Consider the following 14611-nt stretch of genomic DNA (forward strand, 5'->3'; position numbering starts at 1 on the left):
GGCGGGGTCAGGTGGTGCAGGCGGCGCCGTTCAGGGTGAACGACGACGGCGCGGCGGTGTTGCCGCCGTGCGTGGCCTGGAAGCCGAACTGGGTGGACGCCCCGGGCGCCAGGGCGCCGTTGTAGGTGACGTTCCTGGCCGTCACCGCTCCCGAGGCCGGGGAGACGGTGGCGTTCCACGCCGAGGTGACCGCCTGCCCGGCGGGCAGCGTGAAGGCCAGCGACCAGGACGATAGCGGGGACGTCCCGGTGTTGGTGATCGTCACGCTGGCGGTGAAGCCGGTGTTCCAGGTGTTCATGGCGTACGCGACCTTGCACGCCCCGGGCGGCGGCGGGGTCCCGGTCGGCGTCTGGGACGGGCCGCCTCCGCCGGTGTCCAGGCCGAGGAAGGCGATCGCCATCGCGGCCATCCCGCCCTGCGGCAGGCTGTGCCCGACGCCCTGGAGGCTGATGCCCTCGACCGCGACGGTGGTGCCGGTGCCGCCGTAGCGGGTCCGGGTCCAGCCGGAGCGGGGCTGGTCGGTCATGGACGGGGTCTGGCTCAGGCCGTGGACGTTCGTCCACTGCTTGATCTCCTCGCCGAAGTTCGGGTAGCGCAGCGTCGCGTCCTCCGTGCCGTGCCAGAGCTGCATGCGCGGGCGCGGGCCGCTGTAGCCGGGGTAGGCGGCGCGTACCAGGTCGCCCCACTCCTGGGGGGTCTTGACGATCTGGCCGTTGGCGCAGGCGCTGTTCCAGCTCGACCCGTCGGTGGTGGCGAAGCAGCCGAACGGCACGCCCATGAACGCCGCTCCCGCCCTGAACACGTCGGGGTAGGCGCCGAGCAGCACGTTCGTCATCATCGCGCCGGAGGAGGCGCCGGTGACGTACGTCCGCTCGGGGTCGGCGTTGTAGCGCTGCTGCACGTACCTGACCATGGACACGATGCCGACCGGGTCGCTGCCGCCGTCGTGCCGCAGCGCCTGCGGCGAGGAGACGTCGAAGCAGGATCCGCTCCTGGTCGCCGACGGGTAGACGACGATGAACTTGTACTGGTCGGCCAGCGAGGCGAACTCCGTGCCGGAGTAGAAGGCGGGGCCGGAGCCCGTGCAGTAATGGACGGCGACGAGCAGCGGCGGGCGGGCGCCGATGCCGTCCGGCACGTAGAGGTGCATGCGCAGGTTGGTGGGGTTCGTGCCGAAACCGGTTACCTCGGTCAGCTGGGCCGAGGCGGCCGGAGGCGCCGAGATCAGCATCGCGGCGACGAGCGCCACCGCCGCGACCACGGCGCCGGCCAGGCGCGCTGACAGTTTCATCCGGGCTCCTCTCGATCGCCTGAAACATTGCGAGTGTGTGAAGAAACTTTCGGCATCGCAATGGGGCAGGCTGACGGGGTGCGGTGGCGGGTCTGTGAGCTGCGGGGGAGCGCGGATCAGCGGTTCTCGCCCGTGAAAGTTTCGGGGGCGCGGTAGCGCTCGGCGAGCACGGCGGCGGTGGCGGCGAGCCGCTCCCGCAGCTCGGCGGGGGCCAGCACCTCGACGTCCACGCCGAGCCGCAGGAACTCGCCCAGCGCGTGCTCGACCGACTCGATCGGCACCGTGACCCGTGTCCAGCCCGCCGCGTCCGGCGGCCCGGCCGTGCGCCGCGCCGCCTCCGCCATCCCCGGCGTCATGAGGTCGGGCAGCCGTTCCAGCCCGCGCGGCGACAGCAGCACCACCGCCTCGCCCCGCCGCAGCCGCGCCTCGAACGCGGTCAGGTAGTCCTCCCAGTAGGCCGCCAGGTCGAACCCCTCGGGCCGGGAGAACCCCTCCTCCAGCGCGTGCAGCTCAAGGATCTGCGAGACGCGGTAGGTCCGCACGCCGCCGTCCGCCCCGGCCACCAGGTACCACCGGCCCGCCTTGACCACCAGCCCGTACGGATCCAGCCGCCGCTCCACCTCCTGCGGCGCCTTCCACCGCCGGTACCTGACCTGCACCCGCCGCTCGTTCCACACGGCGTCGGCCACGGCCGGCAGGTACGCCACCGGCTCCCGCTCCCGGTACCAGGTGGGCGCGTCGAGCAGGAAGCGCTCCCGGACCCGCCCGGCCCGGTCACGCAGCTCGACCGGCAGCGCGGCCATCAGCTTGAGCTGCGCCGCCGTCACCACCGCCCCGAGGCCCAGCTCCGCCGCCGGGCCCGGCAGCCCGGCCAGGAACAACGACTCGGCCTCGTCGGCGGTCAGCCCGGTCAGGCGGGTGCGGTAGCCGTCGAGGAGCTGGTAGCCGCCGCGCGGGCCGGCGTCGCCGTACAGGGGGATGCCGGCGGCGTGCAGCGACTCGACGTCGCGGTAGATCGTGCGGACCGACACCTCCAGCCGGTCGGCCAGCTCGCGCGCGGTCATCCGGCCACGGGTCTGCAGGAGCAGCAGGATCGACACCAGGCGGGAAGCACGCATCATCACTGACACTACCTGTCAGCGACCCGGCCGTACGTTCCTCCGCATGAACGACTTCGACTTCCTCGCCGGCCACTGGAACGTCGCCAACCGCCGCCTCCTCAAGCCCCTGTCCGGCAGCGCCGAATGGGAGGAGTTCCCCGGCCGGTCGGTCGCCACCCGGCACTTCGACGGCGCGGCCAGCTTCGACGAGATCACCTTCCCGACCAGGGGCTGGAGCGGCCTGACCGTGCGCGTCCGCCACCCGGGCACCCGCCGGTGGTCCATCTACTGGGCCAGCAGCGCGCGCGGCGAGCTCGACACCCGGCCCATGGTGGGCGTGTTCGAGGGCGGCCGCGGGCTCTTCTACGGCGAGGAGACCTACGAGGGCAGGCCGGTCCGCTGCCGGTTCGTCTGGACCGTCCTCGGCCCGGACGCCGCCCGCTGGGAGCAGGCGTTCGCCGAGATGGGCGCCGAGACGGGTACCGAGATGGGCACCGAGGAGTGGGAGACGAACTGGGTCATGGAGCTGACGCGGGCATGACCGCCCCATGGGACGGCGCGCCGCTGACGGCCGCGGTGGCGGCCTGGGCACTGCGCACCCACAGGACGGCCGCCACCGCCAGCGCCGCGAGCAGCAGCACCAGCCCGCCCACCACGATCACCCACCGCCATCCGGAGCGCGGCGGCCTGGTCTCGTAGAGCTGGACGTCGGGCAACATGTCCGGCGTGTACTCCAGCCGCCTGGTCGCCGGGGGCTCGGCCGGCCGGGGCGGCTCCGGGTGGGGTGAGCGGCGCCGGATGGTCTGTTCGGGGTCCGGCTCCTGCCGGCCGGGCTGCTGCGAAGTCATGTGTCCCTCGAACGCGCTGCGGGTTGCCGGATTCTCGCCGACATTGTCACACTTTCGTCTGCTGCCCCGTCCAGACCGCATGACACGTGTGATCGTGACGGGAGGCAGCGGCACCCGCAGGGCGCGCGGGGCTCAGCCCTGGTTGAAGGGTGGCTGCGGCGGGTTCTGCCAGCCGGGCTGCTGCGGGTAGGGCGGCTGCTGCTGCTGGTACGGGGGCTGCGGCGGGTACGGGGGCTGCGGCTGGTTCCAGCCCTGCGGCCCTTGCGGGCCCTGGGGGCCCTGGGGGTGGGCGGGCTGCGGCGGGTCGCGCCTGGCCGCCACGCCGGCGATCAGCAGGCCGACGCCGAACAGGTGGAACATCGTGCTGACCAGGGCCGACACGACGATCATGCCTTCCGTGCCCAGCATGCCGGCCAGCGGCCGCGCCAGCAGGCTCTGCAGCAGGCCGTATCCCACGCCCAGCAGGAGCACGACGCAACCGGCGATGCCGAGGGTGGCGCCGCGCCCGTGCGCGCGCCGGCGCACCGCGATGAGGATCAGGCCGCCGAGCAGCAGGACGGCGTTGAGGAACAGGGTGATGAGGCTGATGACGGTCATCGAGCTGGCGAGTGTCAAGGAGGGGCTCCGGCGGGGGTGAGGTTCCTGGGTCAGGAAGGCTACGGGGATCGGCGCAGATCCGCTATCGCCCGCTCGATCGAGTCCCGGTCGAGCGGGCCCTGATAGCGGACGCCGTTCAGGAAGAGGGTGGGGGTGCCGCGCACGCCGCTGTCGCGGCCGGACGCCTCGTCGAGGGCGATCCTGGCGGCGTGCCGCGGCACGTCCTCCCACGGCTCGACGCCGAGCTGGGCGGCGTAGTGCTCCAGGTCGGCGTCGGTGAGGAAACGCTGGTTGTCGTAGAGGACGTCGTGCATCTCCCAGAAGCGGCCCCGCTCGCCCGCGGCCTCGGCCACGATCGCGGCCGGGGCGGCGCGCGGATGCAGGGTCCGCAGCGGGAAGTGCCGGAAGACCAGCCGCACGTCGGGGTGGCGCCCGCGCAGCTCCTCCAGCACGGGGTGCAGGCGGCCGCAGTAGGGGCACTCGAAGTCGCCGTACTCGACGATCGTGATCGGGGCGTCCGCCGGGCCGCGCACGTGGTCGTCCGGGCCCACGGGCACGGACAGGATCTCGGGCAGCTCCTCGCCTGGCTCGGCCTCCGGCGGGGCGCAGACCCCGCCCCGGTCCCACGCCAGCCGGAAGATCACCCAGCCCAGCACCGCCGCCAGCAGCGACCCCGCCAGGATGCCGATCTTCGCCTCGGCGCGGACCGCCGGGTCGGGGAAGGCCAGGTCCACGATGAACAGCGCCACCGTGAACCCGATCCCGGACACCGCGGCCCCGCCCAGGAGCTGCCCCCACACCAGGTTGCCCGGCAGGATGCCCCACCTGAGCCGCAGCGGCAGCCACGTGCCGAGCGAGATGCCGACGAACTTGCCGAGCAGCAGCCCCGCCGCCACCCCGATGGACACCGGCGAGGTGAGCGCGGCCCGCAGGGTCTCGCCGTCCAGCCGCACGCCCGCGTTGGCCAGCGCGAACACCGGCACGATCACGTAGCTGCTCCACGGGTGCAGGCGCAGTTGCAGCCGCTCGTTGACGGACACGGCGTGCTGGACCCGGCGGGTGGCCTCCCTGGCGGCGCGGGCGCTCGGCTCGTTCGTGAACTCCTGGACGGCCTCGCCGGCCAGCAGCAGCTTCTGGTCGCTGGGGGCGTAGACGAAGACGAGCACGCCGAGCGCGATGCCGATCAGCGTCGGGTGCAGGCCGCTCTCCAGCGTGGCCACCCACAGCGCGAACCCCAGCACGATGTAGGCCGGCGCCCGCCAGATCCGCAGCCACCGCAGCGTCATGATGGCGGCCAGCAGCAGGGCGGCCGTGACGAGGGCGGGGACCGACAGCTCGGCCGTGTAGAACAGCGCGATGATGAGGATGGCCAGGACGTCGTCCACGATGGCCAGCGTCAGCAGGAACGCCCGCAGCGGGTCGGGGCAGCGCGCCCCCACCACGGCCAGCACGCCCAGCACGAACGCCGTGTCGGTGGCGATCGGCACGCCCCACCCGGCCGCGCCCGGCCCGCCCGCGTTGAGCAGCAGGTACAGGCCCGCGGGCACCAGCATGCCGCCGAAGGCCGCCACCGCGGGCACCGCGATCAGCCGCCGGTCACGCAGCTGCCCGAGCCGGACCTCGTAGGAGACCTCCAGGCCGATGACGAAGAAGAACAGCGTCATCAGCCCGTCGTTGACCCAGTGCCGCAGGTCCAGCGAGAAGTCGGCCGCGCCGAACGAGATGCCCATCGGCGTGTGCCAGAACGCCTCGTAGGTGTCGCCCCACGGGGAGTTGGCCCACAGCAGGGCCAGGACGGTGGCCACGAGCAACGCGCTGGTGCTGCCGGCCTCCGTCCTGAAGAAGGTGCGCAACATGGATCAGATCTCCTCCCCCCGGAGATCTGATCCTAGAGGCGCGCCCCGGGCCGATCAGTTCGGGGTGAAGAACAGCTGGAAGGCCGCGTCCCGGGCGAGCAGGAAACCGATGATGGCCAGCGCCCAGCTCACCATCGACGCGGAGTGCCTGGTCAGCCAGGCCCGCAGCCGCTCCAGCCGGGGCTCCAGCCGGGCGCCCGCGACGGCACGCAGGCCCATCAGCGCGAGCGGCGGCAGGATCATGACGAGCACGTACCCGGCCAGCAGCGGCAGCCATCGCGTGGCGGGCAGGCCGGAGGTCGTCAGGATGCCGACGGCCGCCAGGTAGGGCACCATCGTGGCCACCTCGATCGCCCCGGCGCCCAGCGCCAGCAGCACCATCGCCCGCGGCCCGCCCGCCACCGGCTCGAACCGGCGCTCCGGCCGGCCCCGCTTCGCCCGCCGCTTCGGGTCGAACCTGAAGCTCAGCGCGAACAGCCCCACGCCGAGCACGAGCTGCACCCAGTACGCGGCCCGGCTGTGCAGGGCCTCGCCGAAGCTCTCCAGGGCCGCCGTGAGCCCCAGCATGAGCGCCACGCCGACCAGGAAGTAGAAGACCGCGATCGTGGCCAGGTAGACGAGCAGCCCGGACGTCCTGGACCGGTCACGGGACAGCAGCAGGTAGACGGGGATCACCAGGGTCCCGAAGCTGGTGCTGTCGATCACCGCGAGGGCGGCGAGGGTGAGCATCAGACCGATCGTCATGAGACGATCCTGCTGGCCGGCGCCCGCCCCCGCCTCCTCCGCCGGGGCGAACCCGGCGTACATCCTTCGATGCAGCCGGGCTCGCGACGCGGCGGGTCACAGGATCACAGGTTGCGCAGGTACGCGAGCGAGGGCGCGAAGAAGTACTCCCCGCCCTTCATCGTCACCGTCTGCGCCACCTGGGCCTGCGGCGGCGAGAGCTCGGGCTTGCCCCAGACCTTGGGGAAGGTCACCTTGATCGCCCGCTCGCCCTGGCCGATCACCGGGTCGTGGCCGGTCGCGGGGTTCTGGAAGTCGGGGTTGTTCGCCCAGGAGTGCTGGGTGAACTCGAACTGGTCGACCAGGCTGCCGTTGAACGCCATGAACAGCAGCCCGACCTCCCCGCTCGGCCGCGTCTCGGGGGGCGCGTCGTCCCACGGCTGGTCCTCGCGCTCCCCGTACGTCTGCCCGCGCCTGGCCATGAGCACCTCGCGCCCGAACGAGCGCGGGTTGGTCTTCCTGACGTGACCGCTGAAGGGGCACTTGCTGCCGTCGTCGCCGTCGAAGGTGAAGTCGTTGGACACCGGCCCGCCGCCCGCCTTGCCCTTGGCGGTCAGCGGCGTGCCGTCCTTGAAACGGCCGATGAGCATCGCGCCCGCCCGGTCGCGGTCGCCGCTCTCCAGCCCCAGCGCGTCGGCCAGGTCCCGCTCGATCTCCTTGAACGCCCGCACGTTCTGCTCCAGCTTCCTGAAGACCAGGTAGCTGCCGTGGTGGCGGCGCGGGTCGGGCGAGAAGGGGTCCGGCACCAGCACGTTGGACAGCGGGAACGCCGGGTCCCAGCGCTTCTTCGGCTCCCGGTCCACCTCGTCCTTGAGGAACAGCGGCTGGCTGCGGCCGTCCACGTACCCGAAGTGCTCGATGCCGTCGCCGGCCGGGTTGCGCATGCCCTGGCCGCGCTCCTCGCCGAGCAGCCGGGCGCTGTCCGGCAGCGCGGCGAGGATCTTCTCGCGCAGCGCCGCCACCGGCTCCGGCCGGTCGTCGCCGATGAGGATGACGGCGTGGATCTCCCGCTGGTAGGCGCGGTCCCACTGATCCACCGGCGGGTCGTTCACCTCGGCGACGCGCCGCTTCATGCCGTCGCGGAACGCCTGGTCGCCGAACTTGCGCACGTCCTCGACCGAGTGCCCGAGGTCGCGGTAACCGGCCTTGCTGATGCCGATCCCGACGTACGGCGTGCCGCGACGGCCGCCGGTGGCGAAGTCGCGCACCTCCTTCAGGTGTTCGCGCGCCGACTTCATCATGGTGGTGGCGACGTGCCGCAGGAACGCCTTGCCCTCGGCCACGTCGTTGAACCGGACGAACAGGACGGACAGCTCCTCGCGCACGTGCGCGCGCAGGATGTTCGGCTGAAGGTTGTCGAGCATCGCCTTGGTGTCCGCGTCGAGCGTGGCCGAGTCCCAGGCCAGGGGTTGTGCGTTGTTCAGGTCGACTGGCATTGCCGAGTCCCTTTCCCCGTTTCGGAATGACATTTCCGAGCCCCCACCTCTAGAGACTCCCGGGGTGCGGGAAAAGTTTCCTGATTTATCGGGACAGACGGCCATAATGCCGATGTGAGGGGTGCTGGATGAAAAGCCACCGGTGGGGCAGGTCGAGCGGCACCAGGGACGCGCTGCTGCGCGCCGCCCGCGAGGTGTTCCTGGCCAGAGGGTACGCCGAGGCCACGGTCGCCGACATCGTGGAGACCTCCGGCATCAGCGTCGGCAGCCTGTACCACCACTTCGGCGGCAAGCCGGGATTGTTCCTGGCGCTGTGGGAGCAGTTCATGCGCGGCCAGGAGGAGCGCACCTCCCGGGCCGCCAAGGCGGCCGCCGCGAGCGCGACCGAGCGGTTCCTGGCCGGGGCGCGCGCCTACCTGGAGGGCTCGTGGGAGCAGCGCGAGGTGGCCAGGCTGTTCCTGGAGAACGACGGCCCGGCCGCGTTCACGACGCTGCGCAGGCAGCGCGGCTGGGACTGGATCGGCGGCAACAAGAAGCTGCTGGGCCTGGCGGACACGCGCGAGAGCCACGTGCTGGTGGTCCTGCTCACCACCATGATGGGCGAGGCGGGCCGCGAGGTGGCCGCGTGCGAGTCGGAGCAGGACGCCCGGGTGACGATCGACGAGGTGATCCGGCTGGTGCGCCGCACGCTGACGCCGGCTACCGCACAGGACGTAGGCTGACGGCCTCCTCCGGGACGATGGCGCGCGACCGCCGCGGTGCGAGCGTGGTCATCATGGACGCACTGCGCAAATCCCTGGGCCGGCTCTCCCTGCTGTACGCGCTGGTCTTCCTCGTGGCCGTGCTGCTGCACTCCGGGCTGACGCTCGGCCCGCTGCGCCAGCCCGTCATCGTCCCGGCCGCGATCGCCGAGTCGCTGTGCTGCGCGGCGATGCTGACCGGCGCGTACGGCGCGCTCTCGGCCCGCTGGTGGGCCTGGGACGGGCTGATCTACACCCACGCGGGCGCGCTGAGCGGCGTGCTGCTGGGGCTGCTGGCCGGCGCGCTCGTGCCGGGGGCCGCTCCGGACGCGCTGCTGGTCTGGTATCACGGCGTCATCGCGACGCTGCTGGCCGCCGGGCTGGCCGCCGCCTTCTACGTCTCCAGGGTGCGCAGGTAGCCGGCCGCCTCGGCGAGCTGGTCCTCGCTGAAGACACGGATGCCGTGCCGCTCCAGCAGCGCCGTGGTGACCCCCTGGCCGGGCACCCGGCGACCCTGGAAGGCGCCGTCGTAGACGGCGAGCGCGCCGCACGAGGGGCTGCCCTCCTTGAGCACCGCGAGCCGGGCCCCGGCCGCCCTGGCCGCCTCCAGCGCCAGCCGCGCTCCCGCCAGGAACTCCCGCGTCACGTCGGTGCCGTCGGCGGCCAGCACCCGGGCCGTGCCCTCCAGCACGGCGGCCCCGCCCGCGCCGCGCTCGATCTCGGCGGCCGGACGGGGGATCGGCAGCCCGCCCTCCACCTCGGGGCAGAACGGGACCAGCCGCCCCTCCTCCCGCCACCCGGCGAGGACGGCGGCCGAGCTGGTCTTGGCGCCGCCGTCGTAACGGACCCGGCGGCCCATCAGGCAGGCGCTGACGAGGATCTTTTCCACGCCCTCGATCCTAGGAGGGCGATCGGGACGAGCGAGACGGCGGCCAGCGCGACGGCGCAGCCGAAGGCGTAGGTGTAGGGCCGCGCCGCGCCCGCCGCGCCGGCGAGCTGGAGCAGCACCGCGAGCACCGCGACGCCGAACGACGAGGCGAGCCGCAGCGAGATCGTGCTCAGCGTGGTCGCCGCCGGGATGGCCGCGTGCTCCAGCGTCGCGTACGCCGCCGCCAGCACCGACGTGGACACCAGCCCGTGCCCCAGCCCGACCACCAGGATCGGCCCCGGGCCGGGGAACGCCGCGAACGCCGCGATGCCCGCCGCCACCAGGGCCACTCCGCCCGCGGCGACCCCCCGCGCGCCCCGGCTGTCGGTGAGCCTGCCCGCGACCGGCAGCGTGACGGCCGCCCCGATCCCCAGCGGGGCCAGCAGCAGCCCCGCCTCCAGAGGGGTGCCGCCGCGGGCGAGCTGGCTGTAGAGCGGCACGAGCACGGTGAAGCCGAGCATCGCCGCCGAGTAGCAGACCATCGCCCCCACCGCCGCGGCGAAGGTGCGGTCGCCGAACAGCCGCAGGTCCACCAGCGCCCCCGGCGCCCACAGCGCCCGCACCGCGAAGGCGGCGACGAGCGCGAGCCCGGCCCACAGCGCCGGATGCAGCGGCGAGGCCCCGTTGCCCACCTCCGACAGGCCGTAGACCAGCGCGGCCAGCCCCGGGGACAGCAGCGCCAGCCCGAGCACGTCGAGCGGCTGCTGGGCCGCGCCGCCACCGCCGCCGTCCGCCGGCAGCAGCAGGAGTGCCGCGAGCAGCGCCACCGCGCAGACGGGCACGTTGACCAGGAACAGCCAGCGCCATCCCAGCGACTCGACGATCACCCCGCCGAGCGGCGGCCCGAGCACCGGCACCAGCATGCCGGGCACCGTGATCAGCGCCATGGCCCGCCCCATGCGCTCCTTGCCCGCCGCCTGCGCCAGCATCGCCTGCCCCACCGGCATGAGCAGGCCGCCGCCCAGCCCCTGCGCGGCGCGGAAGGCCACCAGGCTCGCCACCGACCAGGCCGCCGCGCTGAGCGCCGAGCCGGCGGCGAACAGCAGCAGCGAGGTCAGCCAGACGTTCCTGGCGCCGAAGCGGCCCACGGCCCAGCCGGTCATCGGGACGGTCATCGACAGGGCCAGCAGGTAGCCGGTGACGGCCTGCTGCGCGGTGGCGGGGGTGGCGTGGAAGTCGCGGGCGAGCGTGGTGAGCGCGACGTTGACGATCGTCGAGTCGAGCATCGTCATGACGCCGCCCAGGAGCACGACCAGGCCCGTCGTGGCGATCGGCTTTCGTACGCTGTATCGCATGTCGTACACCGTATCAGTTTCGTACGCCGTAGCGTCTGCTGTGGGGCCTGCCCTAGGATCGGGAAGCGTGAGTTCTGTCTGGTCGCGGCCGTCGCCGCCCCGCCGCCCGGCCCTGACCAGGGAGGCGATCGTGGCCGCCGCCATCGCGATCGCCGACGCCGAGGGGCTGGCCGCCGTCTCCATCAGGCGCGTGGCCACCGAGCTGGGCGCCCGGGCGATGACGCTCTACTCCTACATCGAGCGCAAGGAGGACCTGCTGGCCCTCATGCTCGACGAGATCGCCGCCGAGCTGCGCGGTGACGAGCTGCACGGTGACGAGTTGCGCGGTGACGAGCTGCGCGGCGACGAGCCCGTGCCCGGCGACTGGCGCGAGGCGCTGCTGGACATCGCCCGCCGCGAGCGCGACCTCGTCCGCCGCCACCCTTGGCGGATGGACCTCGTCGCGACGCGGGGCGTCGCCGTCGGGCCCCACGCGCTGCGGCACGTCGAGCGCAAGCTGGCCGTCCTCGCCCGGCTCGGCGCCGGGCCGGCGGCCACCTGGCGCTTCCTGGCCGCCTACACCGACTACATGACCGGCTTCCTGGTGCGCGAGGCGCAGGAGCGGGCCGCGCCCCGGCGCGAGGGCATCAGCGACGCCGAGCGGGCCGCCCTGGCCGAGCCGTACGTCAGGGAGCTGGTCGAGCGGGGCGAGCTGCCGCACCTGGCGCCGCTGATCGAGGGGGGCGCGGCAGGGGCGGGCGACACCTTCGAGCGGGGCCTGCGCTGGCTGTTCGACGGCATCGAGCGCGAGCTGTCACCGGAGCGAGGGGGCGCCGGCCCCGGGCGATAGCCTTGGCCCCGATGAACACCACCGTCTCCGCGATCGTCATCGCCGGCGCGCTGCTGCTCATGCTGGCGAGCCTGGTCACCGCCTTCCGCGGCCGGCCCATGGGCATGGTGCTGCTGATCGGCTTCGCCGCCCTCGAACTCGCCGTGCTGGTGCAGGTCGGCTTCGTGATCGCGGCGTTGTCCGGGGGAGCGGGGCCCCGGGAGAAGGTCACGCTGTGGGGCTACCTCATCGGCGAGGTCGTCATCCCGCCCGCCGGGGTGTTCCTGGCGCTGGCCGAGCGGTCGCGGTGGGGGACGGCGATCCTGGCCCTCGCCGGGTTCGCGATCGCGGTCATGAACGCCCGGCTGCTGCAGATCTGGCAGGGCGCCGCGTGAGCTCCATCGGCAGCGGGCCCGGGCGGGCGCTGATCGCCGTCTACGGGCTCTTCTCGCTGGCCGCGGGGGCGCGGGCCGGGGTGCAGATCGCCACCAGGTTCGGCGAGGCACCGCTGGCCTACAGCCTGTCGGCGTTCGCGGCGGCCGTCTACGTCCTGCTCACGGTCGCGCTCTGGCGCGGCGCGCGGCGCACGGCGCTGGCCGCGCTCGGCGTCGAGCTGGCCGGAGTGCTGATCATCGGCACCGCCAGCGTGGTGGACCCGGCCGCCTTCCCCGACGAGACCGTGTGGTCCGTCTACGGCAAGGGATATCTGTTCATCCCCCTCGTGCTCCCGTTCGTCGGCCTGTACTGGCTGCTCAAACGGAGGCGTTAGCCTCCGGCCCGGGCGGGCAGTGGCTGAACCCATGAGCACGATCGAGCATTCCGTAGACGTAGAGGTCCCCATCAGGGTGGCCTACAACCAGTGGACGCAGTTCGAGAGCTTCCCCGAGTTCATGGAAGGCGTGGAGTCGGTCAAGCAGCTCACCGACACCCGTACCCATTGGGTGACGGAGATCGCCGGCGTCAAGCGCGAGTTCGACGCCGAGATCACCGAGCAGCACCCGGACGAGCGGGTCGCCTGGCGCAGCCTGGACAAGCCCAACCAGGCCGGCGTCGTCACCTTCCACCGCATCGACGACAACCACACCCGGGTCACGCTCCAGATGGAGTACGACCCCGAGGGCTTCGTCGAGACCGCGGGCGACTGGCTGCAGCTCGTCCGCCTGCGGGTCAACGGCGACGTCAAGCGCTTCAAGGAGTTCATCGAGTCGCGCGGCTCGGAGACCGGCGGCTGGCGCGGCGACGTGCCGGGCCCGCACCAGCGCGACGACCTCGGCACGGGCGGTGCCGGCACGGGCGTGCACGAGCCCGGCTCCACCTACGGCGGCGCCCAGCAGGTCCCGCCGGGCACGGTCGGCGGCGCCGACCCGACGCTGCTGCCGCCGGACACCCTGCCGGCGCCCGGTTCCGTCCCTCCGCGCAACGAGCCCCCGGAGGGCCCGCGGCCGGTCCTGTGACCGCCCGCCGCCCGCTTCCGACCAGAGCGGCCGCCCACGTGGCGGTCGCTCTCGCGTTTCCGGCCCGAGCGCGGCCGGCCCGGGCGCGGCCGGAGATGGTGCCAGGAATAAAGCCATATTTCGGTCCTGTTAAGGTGGTGATTCGTCCCATGATTTGATGAGTGGAGGCCCGACCCCGCATGAGCGTGCTGGCTTCAGAGTCCAGAGAGTCCAGAGGCAGGACGAGCCCTCTCGCCTGGCTCCTCGTGCTGGGGATCGTCCTCGCGGCACTCAACCTCCGTACCGCCGTCACCAGCGTCGGCCCCCTGCTCGACCAGCTCGCCGCCGCGCTCGGCATGTCGAGCGTCGGCACCGGCCTGCTCACCACCCTCCCGGTGCTGGCCTTCGCCGGCGTGGGCGCGATCACCCCGACGCTCGCCCGCCGGATCGGCGAGCACCGGCTGCTCCTGCTGGCCCTGGTCACGCTGGGCGCCGGGCTGCTGGTGCGCTCGCTGGTCGGCTCGGCCCCGGTGTTCCTGCTGAGCAGCGCGGTCGCGCTGTCCGGCGGCGCCGTGGGCAACGTGCTGATCCCGACGCTGATCAAGCGGCACTTCCCGGCCCGTACCGGGATCATGACCACCGTCTACACCACGGCCCTGGCGGCGGGCACGATGCTGGCCGCCGCCGCGACCGTGCCGATCGAGCGCGCCTCGGGGAACTGGCACGTCGCGCTCGGCGTGTGGGCGGCCCTGGCCGCCGTGGCCGCCATTCCGTGGCTTGCGCTGCTGCGCAGTGAGCCGGAGCGGGACACGGGTGGCCGGGACGCCGGGATCCGGCGGATGCTGGGCAGCCGGCTGGCCTGGATGATCGCGATCTACTTCGGCACGCAGTCGATGATCGCGTACATCATGTTCGGCTGGCTCGCCACCATCCTCACCGACGGCGGTTACACCACCTCGGAGGCCGGGCTGGTCCTCGGCGTGTTCACCGCGCTGAACATCCCGGTCTCCGTCGCCGTGCCCGTCGTGGCCACGCGCTTCCGCGACCAGCGCCCGATCGTGGTCGGCCTCGTCGCCTTCTACGTGGCGGGCTTCGCCGGGCTCTGGGCGGGGCCGGCGTCGTGGGCGCTGGTCTGGGTGACGCTCATCGCCGTCGGGATGGGCTCGTTCCCGCTGGCGCTGATGATGCTGGGGCTGCGTACCCGCGCGCCGGAGACGACCGCCGCGCTGTCGGCCTTCGGGCAGAGCGCCGGCTACCTCATCGCCGGCGGCGGGCCGCTGCTGGTGGGCGTGTTGCGGGACGTGTCCGGCGGCTGGTCGCTGCCGTACGCGCTGATCTTCGTCGTGCTCGCCGCCCAGCTCGCCACCGGCCTGTACGCCGGCCGCGAGCGCTACCTGGAGGACGAGCGCCCGCGGGGCTGACGACCGCTCCCCGCCCGGCGCGGGCCGGGCGGGGGGCGATCGCGGGTGACGCGGGTACTCCGGAAGTCCGATACA

General features: G+C 73.1%; 17 protein-coding genes. 8 read left to right on the forward strand and 9 right to left on the reverse strand.

Translation table 11 applies throughout. The features are described 5' to 3' along the window. Positions 1-7 precede the first annotated feature (7 nt). Both AB0H75_RS31840 and AB0H75_RS31845 read right to left on the reverse strand, forming a co-directional pair. Entirely contained in the window at positions 8-1291 is a 1284-nt protein-coding gene (locus tag AB0H75_RS31840) for a PHB depolymerase family esterase (RefSeq protein WP_367802759.1), read from the reverse strand. Between the two features lie 116 nt (positions 1292-1407). Continuing rightward, positions 1408-2409: a helix-turn-helix transcriptional regulator gene (locus AB0H75_RS31845; RefSeq protein WP_367803145.1), complete on the reverse strand. Its 1002-nt coding sequence runs from the start codon at positions 2407-2409 to the stop codon at positions 1408-1410. Between the two features lie 46 nt (positions 2410-2455). Here AB0H75_RS31845 and AB0H75_RS31850 point away from each other — a divergent pair, with 46 nt between their 5' ends. Beyond that, the gene (locus AB0H75_RS31850; protein WP_367802761.1) at positions 2456-2932 is read left to right on the forward strand and encodes a hypothetical protein; all 477 of its coding nucleotides are present in this window, start codon (positions 2456-2458) and stop codon (positions 2930-2932) included. Here the strand turns inward: AB0H75_RS31850 and AB0H75_RS31855 are convergent. The 5 genes from AB0H75_RS31855 to AB0H75_RS31875 form a co-directional block, all read right to left on the reverse strand. Beyond that, on the reverse strand, positions 2910-3239 hold the full coding sequence (locus tag AB0H75_RS31855) for a hypothetical protein (RefSeq protein ID WP_367802762.1): 330 nt from the start codon (positions 3237-3239) through the stop codon (positions 2910-2912). The genes AB0H75_RS31850 and AB0H75_RS31855 overlap by 23 nt on opposite strands. 132 nt (positions 3240-3371) lie before the next feature. Next, entirely contained in the window at positions 3372-3836 is a 465-nt protein-coding gene (locus AB0H75_RS31860) for a hypothetical protein (protein WP_367802764.1), read from the reverse strand. 59 nt (positions 3837-3895) lie between these two features. Next, positions 3896-5692, reverse strand: coding sequence for a Na+/H+ antiporter NhaA (gene nhaA, locus AB0H75_RS31865; RefSeq protein WP_367802766.1), 1797 nt, complete (start codon positions 5690-5692; stop codon positions 3896-3898). 54 nt (positions 5693-5746) lie between these two features. Further along, positions 5747-6436 carry a GAP family protein gene (locus tag AB0H75_RS31870; RefSeq protein WP_367802768.1) on the reverse strand — a complete coding sequence of 230 codons (690 nt, stop codon included), beginning with the start codon at positions 6434-6436 and terminating at the stop codon, positions 5747-5749. A gap of 104 nt (positions 6437-6540) precedes the next feature. Continuing rightward, complete coding sequence (locus AB0H75_RS31875) at positions 6541-7911, reverse strand: Dyp-type peroxidase (protein WP_367802770.1); 1371 nt, start codon at positions 7909-7911, stop codon at positions 6541-6543. 128 nt (positions 7912-8039) lie between these two features. Here AB0H75_RS31875 and AB0H75_RS31880 point away from each other — a divergent pair, with 128 nt between their 5' ends. Together AB0H75_RS31880 and AB0H75_RS31885 are read left to right on the forward strand one after the other, a co-directional pair. After that, positions 8040-8633 carry a TetR/AcrR family transcriptional regulator gene (locus AB0H75_RS31880; protein WP_367802772.1) on the forward strand — a complete coding sequence of 198 codons (594 nt, stop codon included), beginning with the start codon at positions 8040-8042 and terminating at the stop codon, positions 8631-8633. Positions 8634-8686: 53 nt separating this feature from the next. Further along, positions 8687-9070, forward strand: a complete 384-nt coding sequence (locus AB0H75_RS31885) for a hypothetical protein (RefSeq protein ID WP_367802775.1) — start codon at positions 8687-8689, stop codon at positions 9068-9070. On the opposite strand, the gene AB0H75_RS31890 is transcribed toward AB0H75_RS31885, so the two are convergent. Then, the gene (locus AB0H75_RS31890) at positions 9046-9540 is read right to left on the reverse strand and encodes a DUF523 domain-containing protein (protein WP_367802776.1); all 495 of its coding nucleotides are present in this window, start codon (positions 9538-9540) and stop codon (positions 9046-9048) included. The two genes, AB0H75_RS31885 and AB0H75_RS31890, sit on opposite strands and share 25 nt — an antisense overlap. Then, positions 9510-10874 (reverse strand): DHA2 family efflux MFS transporter permease subunit, encoded by a 1365-nt coding sequence (locus AB0H75_RS31895; protein ID WP_367802778.1) that lies wholly within the window; start codon positions 10872-10874, stop codon positions 9510-9512. The genes AB0H75_RS31890 and AB0H75_RS31895 overlap by 31 nt, the downstream gene beginning before the upstream one ends. Before the next feature lie 67 nt (positions 10875-10941). Between AB0H75_RS31895 and AB0H75_RS31900 the strand changes: the two genes are divergently transcribed. From AB0H75_RS31900 to AB0H75_RS31920, 5 genes are all read left to right on the forward strand, one after another. Beyond that, positions 10942-11703, forward strand: coding sequence for a TetR/AcrR family transcriptional regulator (locus tag AB0H75_RS31900; RefSeq protein ID WP_367802780.1), 762 nt, complete (start codon positions 10942-10944; stop codon positions 11701-11703). Between the two features lie 11 nt (positions 11704-11714). After that, the gene (locus AB0H75_RS31905) at positions 11715-12077 is read left to right on the forward strand and encodes a hypothetical protein (protein WP_367802782.1); all 363 of its coding nucleotides are present in this window, start codon (positions 11715-11717) and stop codon (positions 12075-12077) included. Then, the gene (locus tag AB0H75_RS31910; RefSeq protein ID WP_367802784.1) at positions 12074-12451 is read left to right on the forward strand and encodes a hypothetical protein; all 378 of its coding nucleotides are present in this window, start codon (positions 12074-12076) and stop codon (positions 12449-12451) included. Before AB0H75_RS31905 ends, AB0H75_RS31910 begins: the two co-directional genes overlap by 4 nt. Before the next feature lie 31 nt (positions 12452-12482). Next, entirely contained in the window at positions 12483-13136 is a 654-nt protein-coding gene (locus tag AB0H75_RS31915; RefSeq protein WP_367802786.1) for an SRPBCC family protein, read from the forward strand. Positions 13137-13381: 245 nt separating this feature from the next. Continuing rightward, positions 13382-14536: a CynX/NimT family MFS transporter gene (locus AB0H75_RS31920; RefSeq protein WP_367802788.1), complete on the forward strand. Its 1155-nt coding sequence runs from the start codon at positions 13382-13384 to the stop codon at positions 14534-14536. Positions 14537-14611: the final 75 nt, after the last annotated feature.

The organism is Nonomuraea sp. NPDC050783, assembly GCF_040802095.1.
Taxonomy (GTDB): Bacteria; Actinomycetota; Actinomycetes; order Streptosporangiales; family Streptosporangiaceae; genus Nonomuraea.

Coding starts and splice junctions, on each gene's coding strand:
- AB0H75_RS31840 (WP_367802759.1), bottom strand. CDS start 1,291: ATGAAACTGTCAGCGCGCCTGGCCGGCGCCGTGGTCGCGGCGGTGGCG.
- AB0H75_RS31845 (WP_367803145.1), bottom strand. CDS start 2,409: ATGCGTGCTTCCCGCCTGGTGTCGATCCTGCTGCTCCTGCAGACCCGT.
- AB0H75_RS31850 (WP_367802761.1), top strand. CDS start 2,456: ATGAACGACTTCGACTTCCTCGCCGGCCACTGGAACGTCGCCAACCGC.
- AB0H75_RS31855 (WP_367802762.1), bottom strand. CDS start 3,239: ATGACTTCGCAGCAGCCCGGCCGGCAGGAGCCGGACCCCGAACAGACC.
- AB0H75_RS31860 (WP_367802764.1), bottom strand. CDS start 3,836: ATGACCGTCATCAGCCTCATCACCCTGTTCCTCAACGCCGTCCTGCTG.
- nhaA (WP_367802766.1), bottom strand. CDS start 5,692: ATGTTGCGCACCTTCTTCAGGACGGAGGCCGGCAGCACCAGCGCGTTG.
- AB0H75_RS31870 (WP_367802768.1), bottom strand. CDS start 6,436: ATGACGATCGGTCTGATGCTCACCCTCGCCGCCCTCGCGGTGATCGAC.
- AB0H75_RS31875 (WP_367802770.1), bottom strand. CDS start 7,911: ATGCCAGTCGACCTGAACAACGCACAACCCCTGGCCTGGGACTCGGCC.
- AB0H75_RS31880 (WP_367802772.1), top strand. CDS start 8,040: ATGAAAAGCCACCGGTGGGGCAGGTCGAGCGGCACCAGGGACGCGCTG.
- AB0H75_RS31885 (WP_367802775.1), top strand. CDS start 8,687: ATGGACGCACTGCGCAAATCCCTGGGCCGGCTCTCCCTGCTGTACGCG.
- AB0H75_RS31895 (WP_367802778.1), bottom strand. CDS start 10,874: ATGCGATACAGCGTACGAAAGCCGATCGCCACGACGGGCCTGGTCGTG.
- AB0H75_RS31905 (WP_367802782.1), top strand. CDS start 11,715: ATGAACACCACCGTCTCCGCGATCGTCATCGCCGGCGCGCTGCTGCTC.
- AB0H75_RS31915 (WP_367802786.1), top strand. CDS start 12,483: ATGAGCACGATCGAGCATTCCGTAGACGTAGAGGTCCCCATCAGGGTG.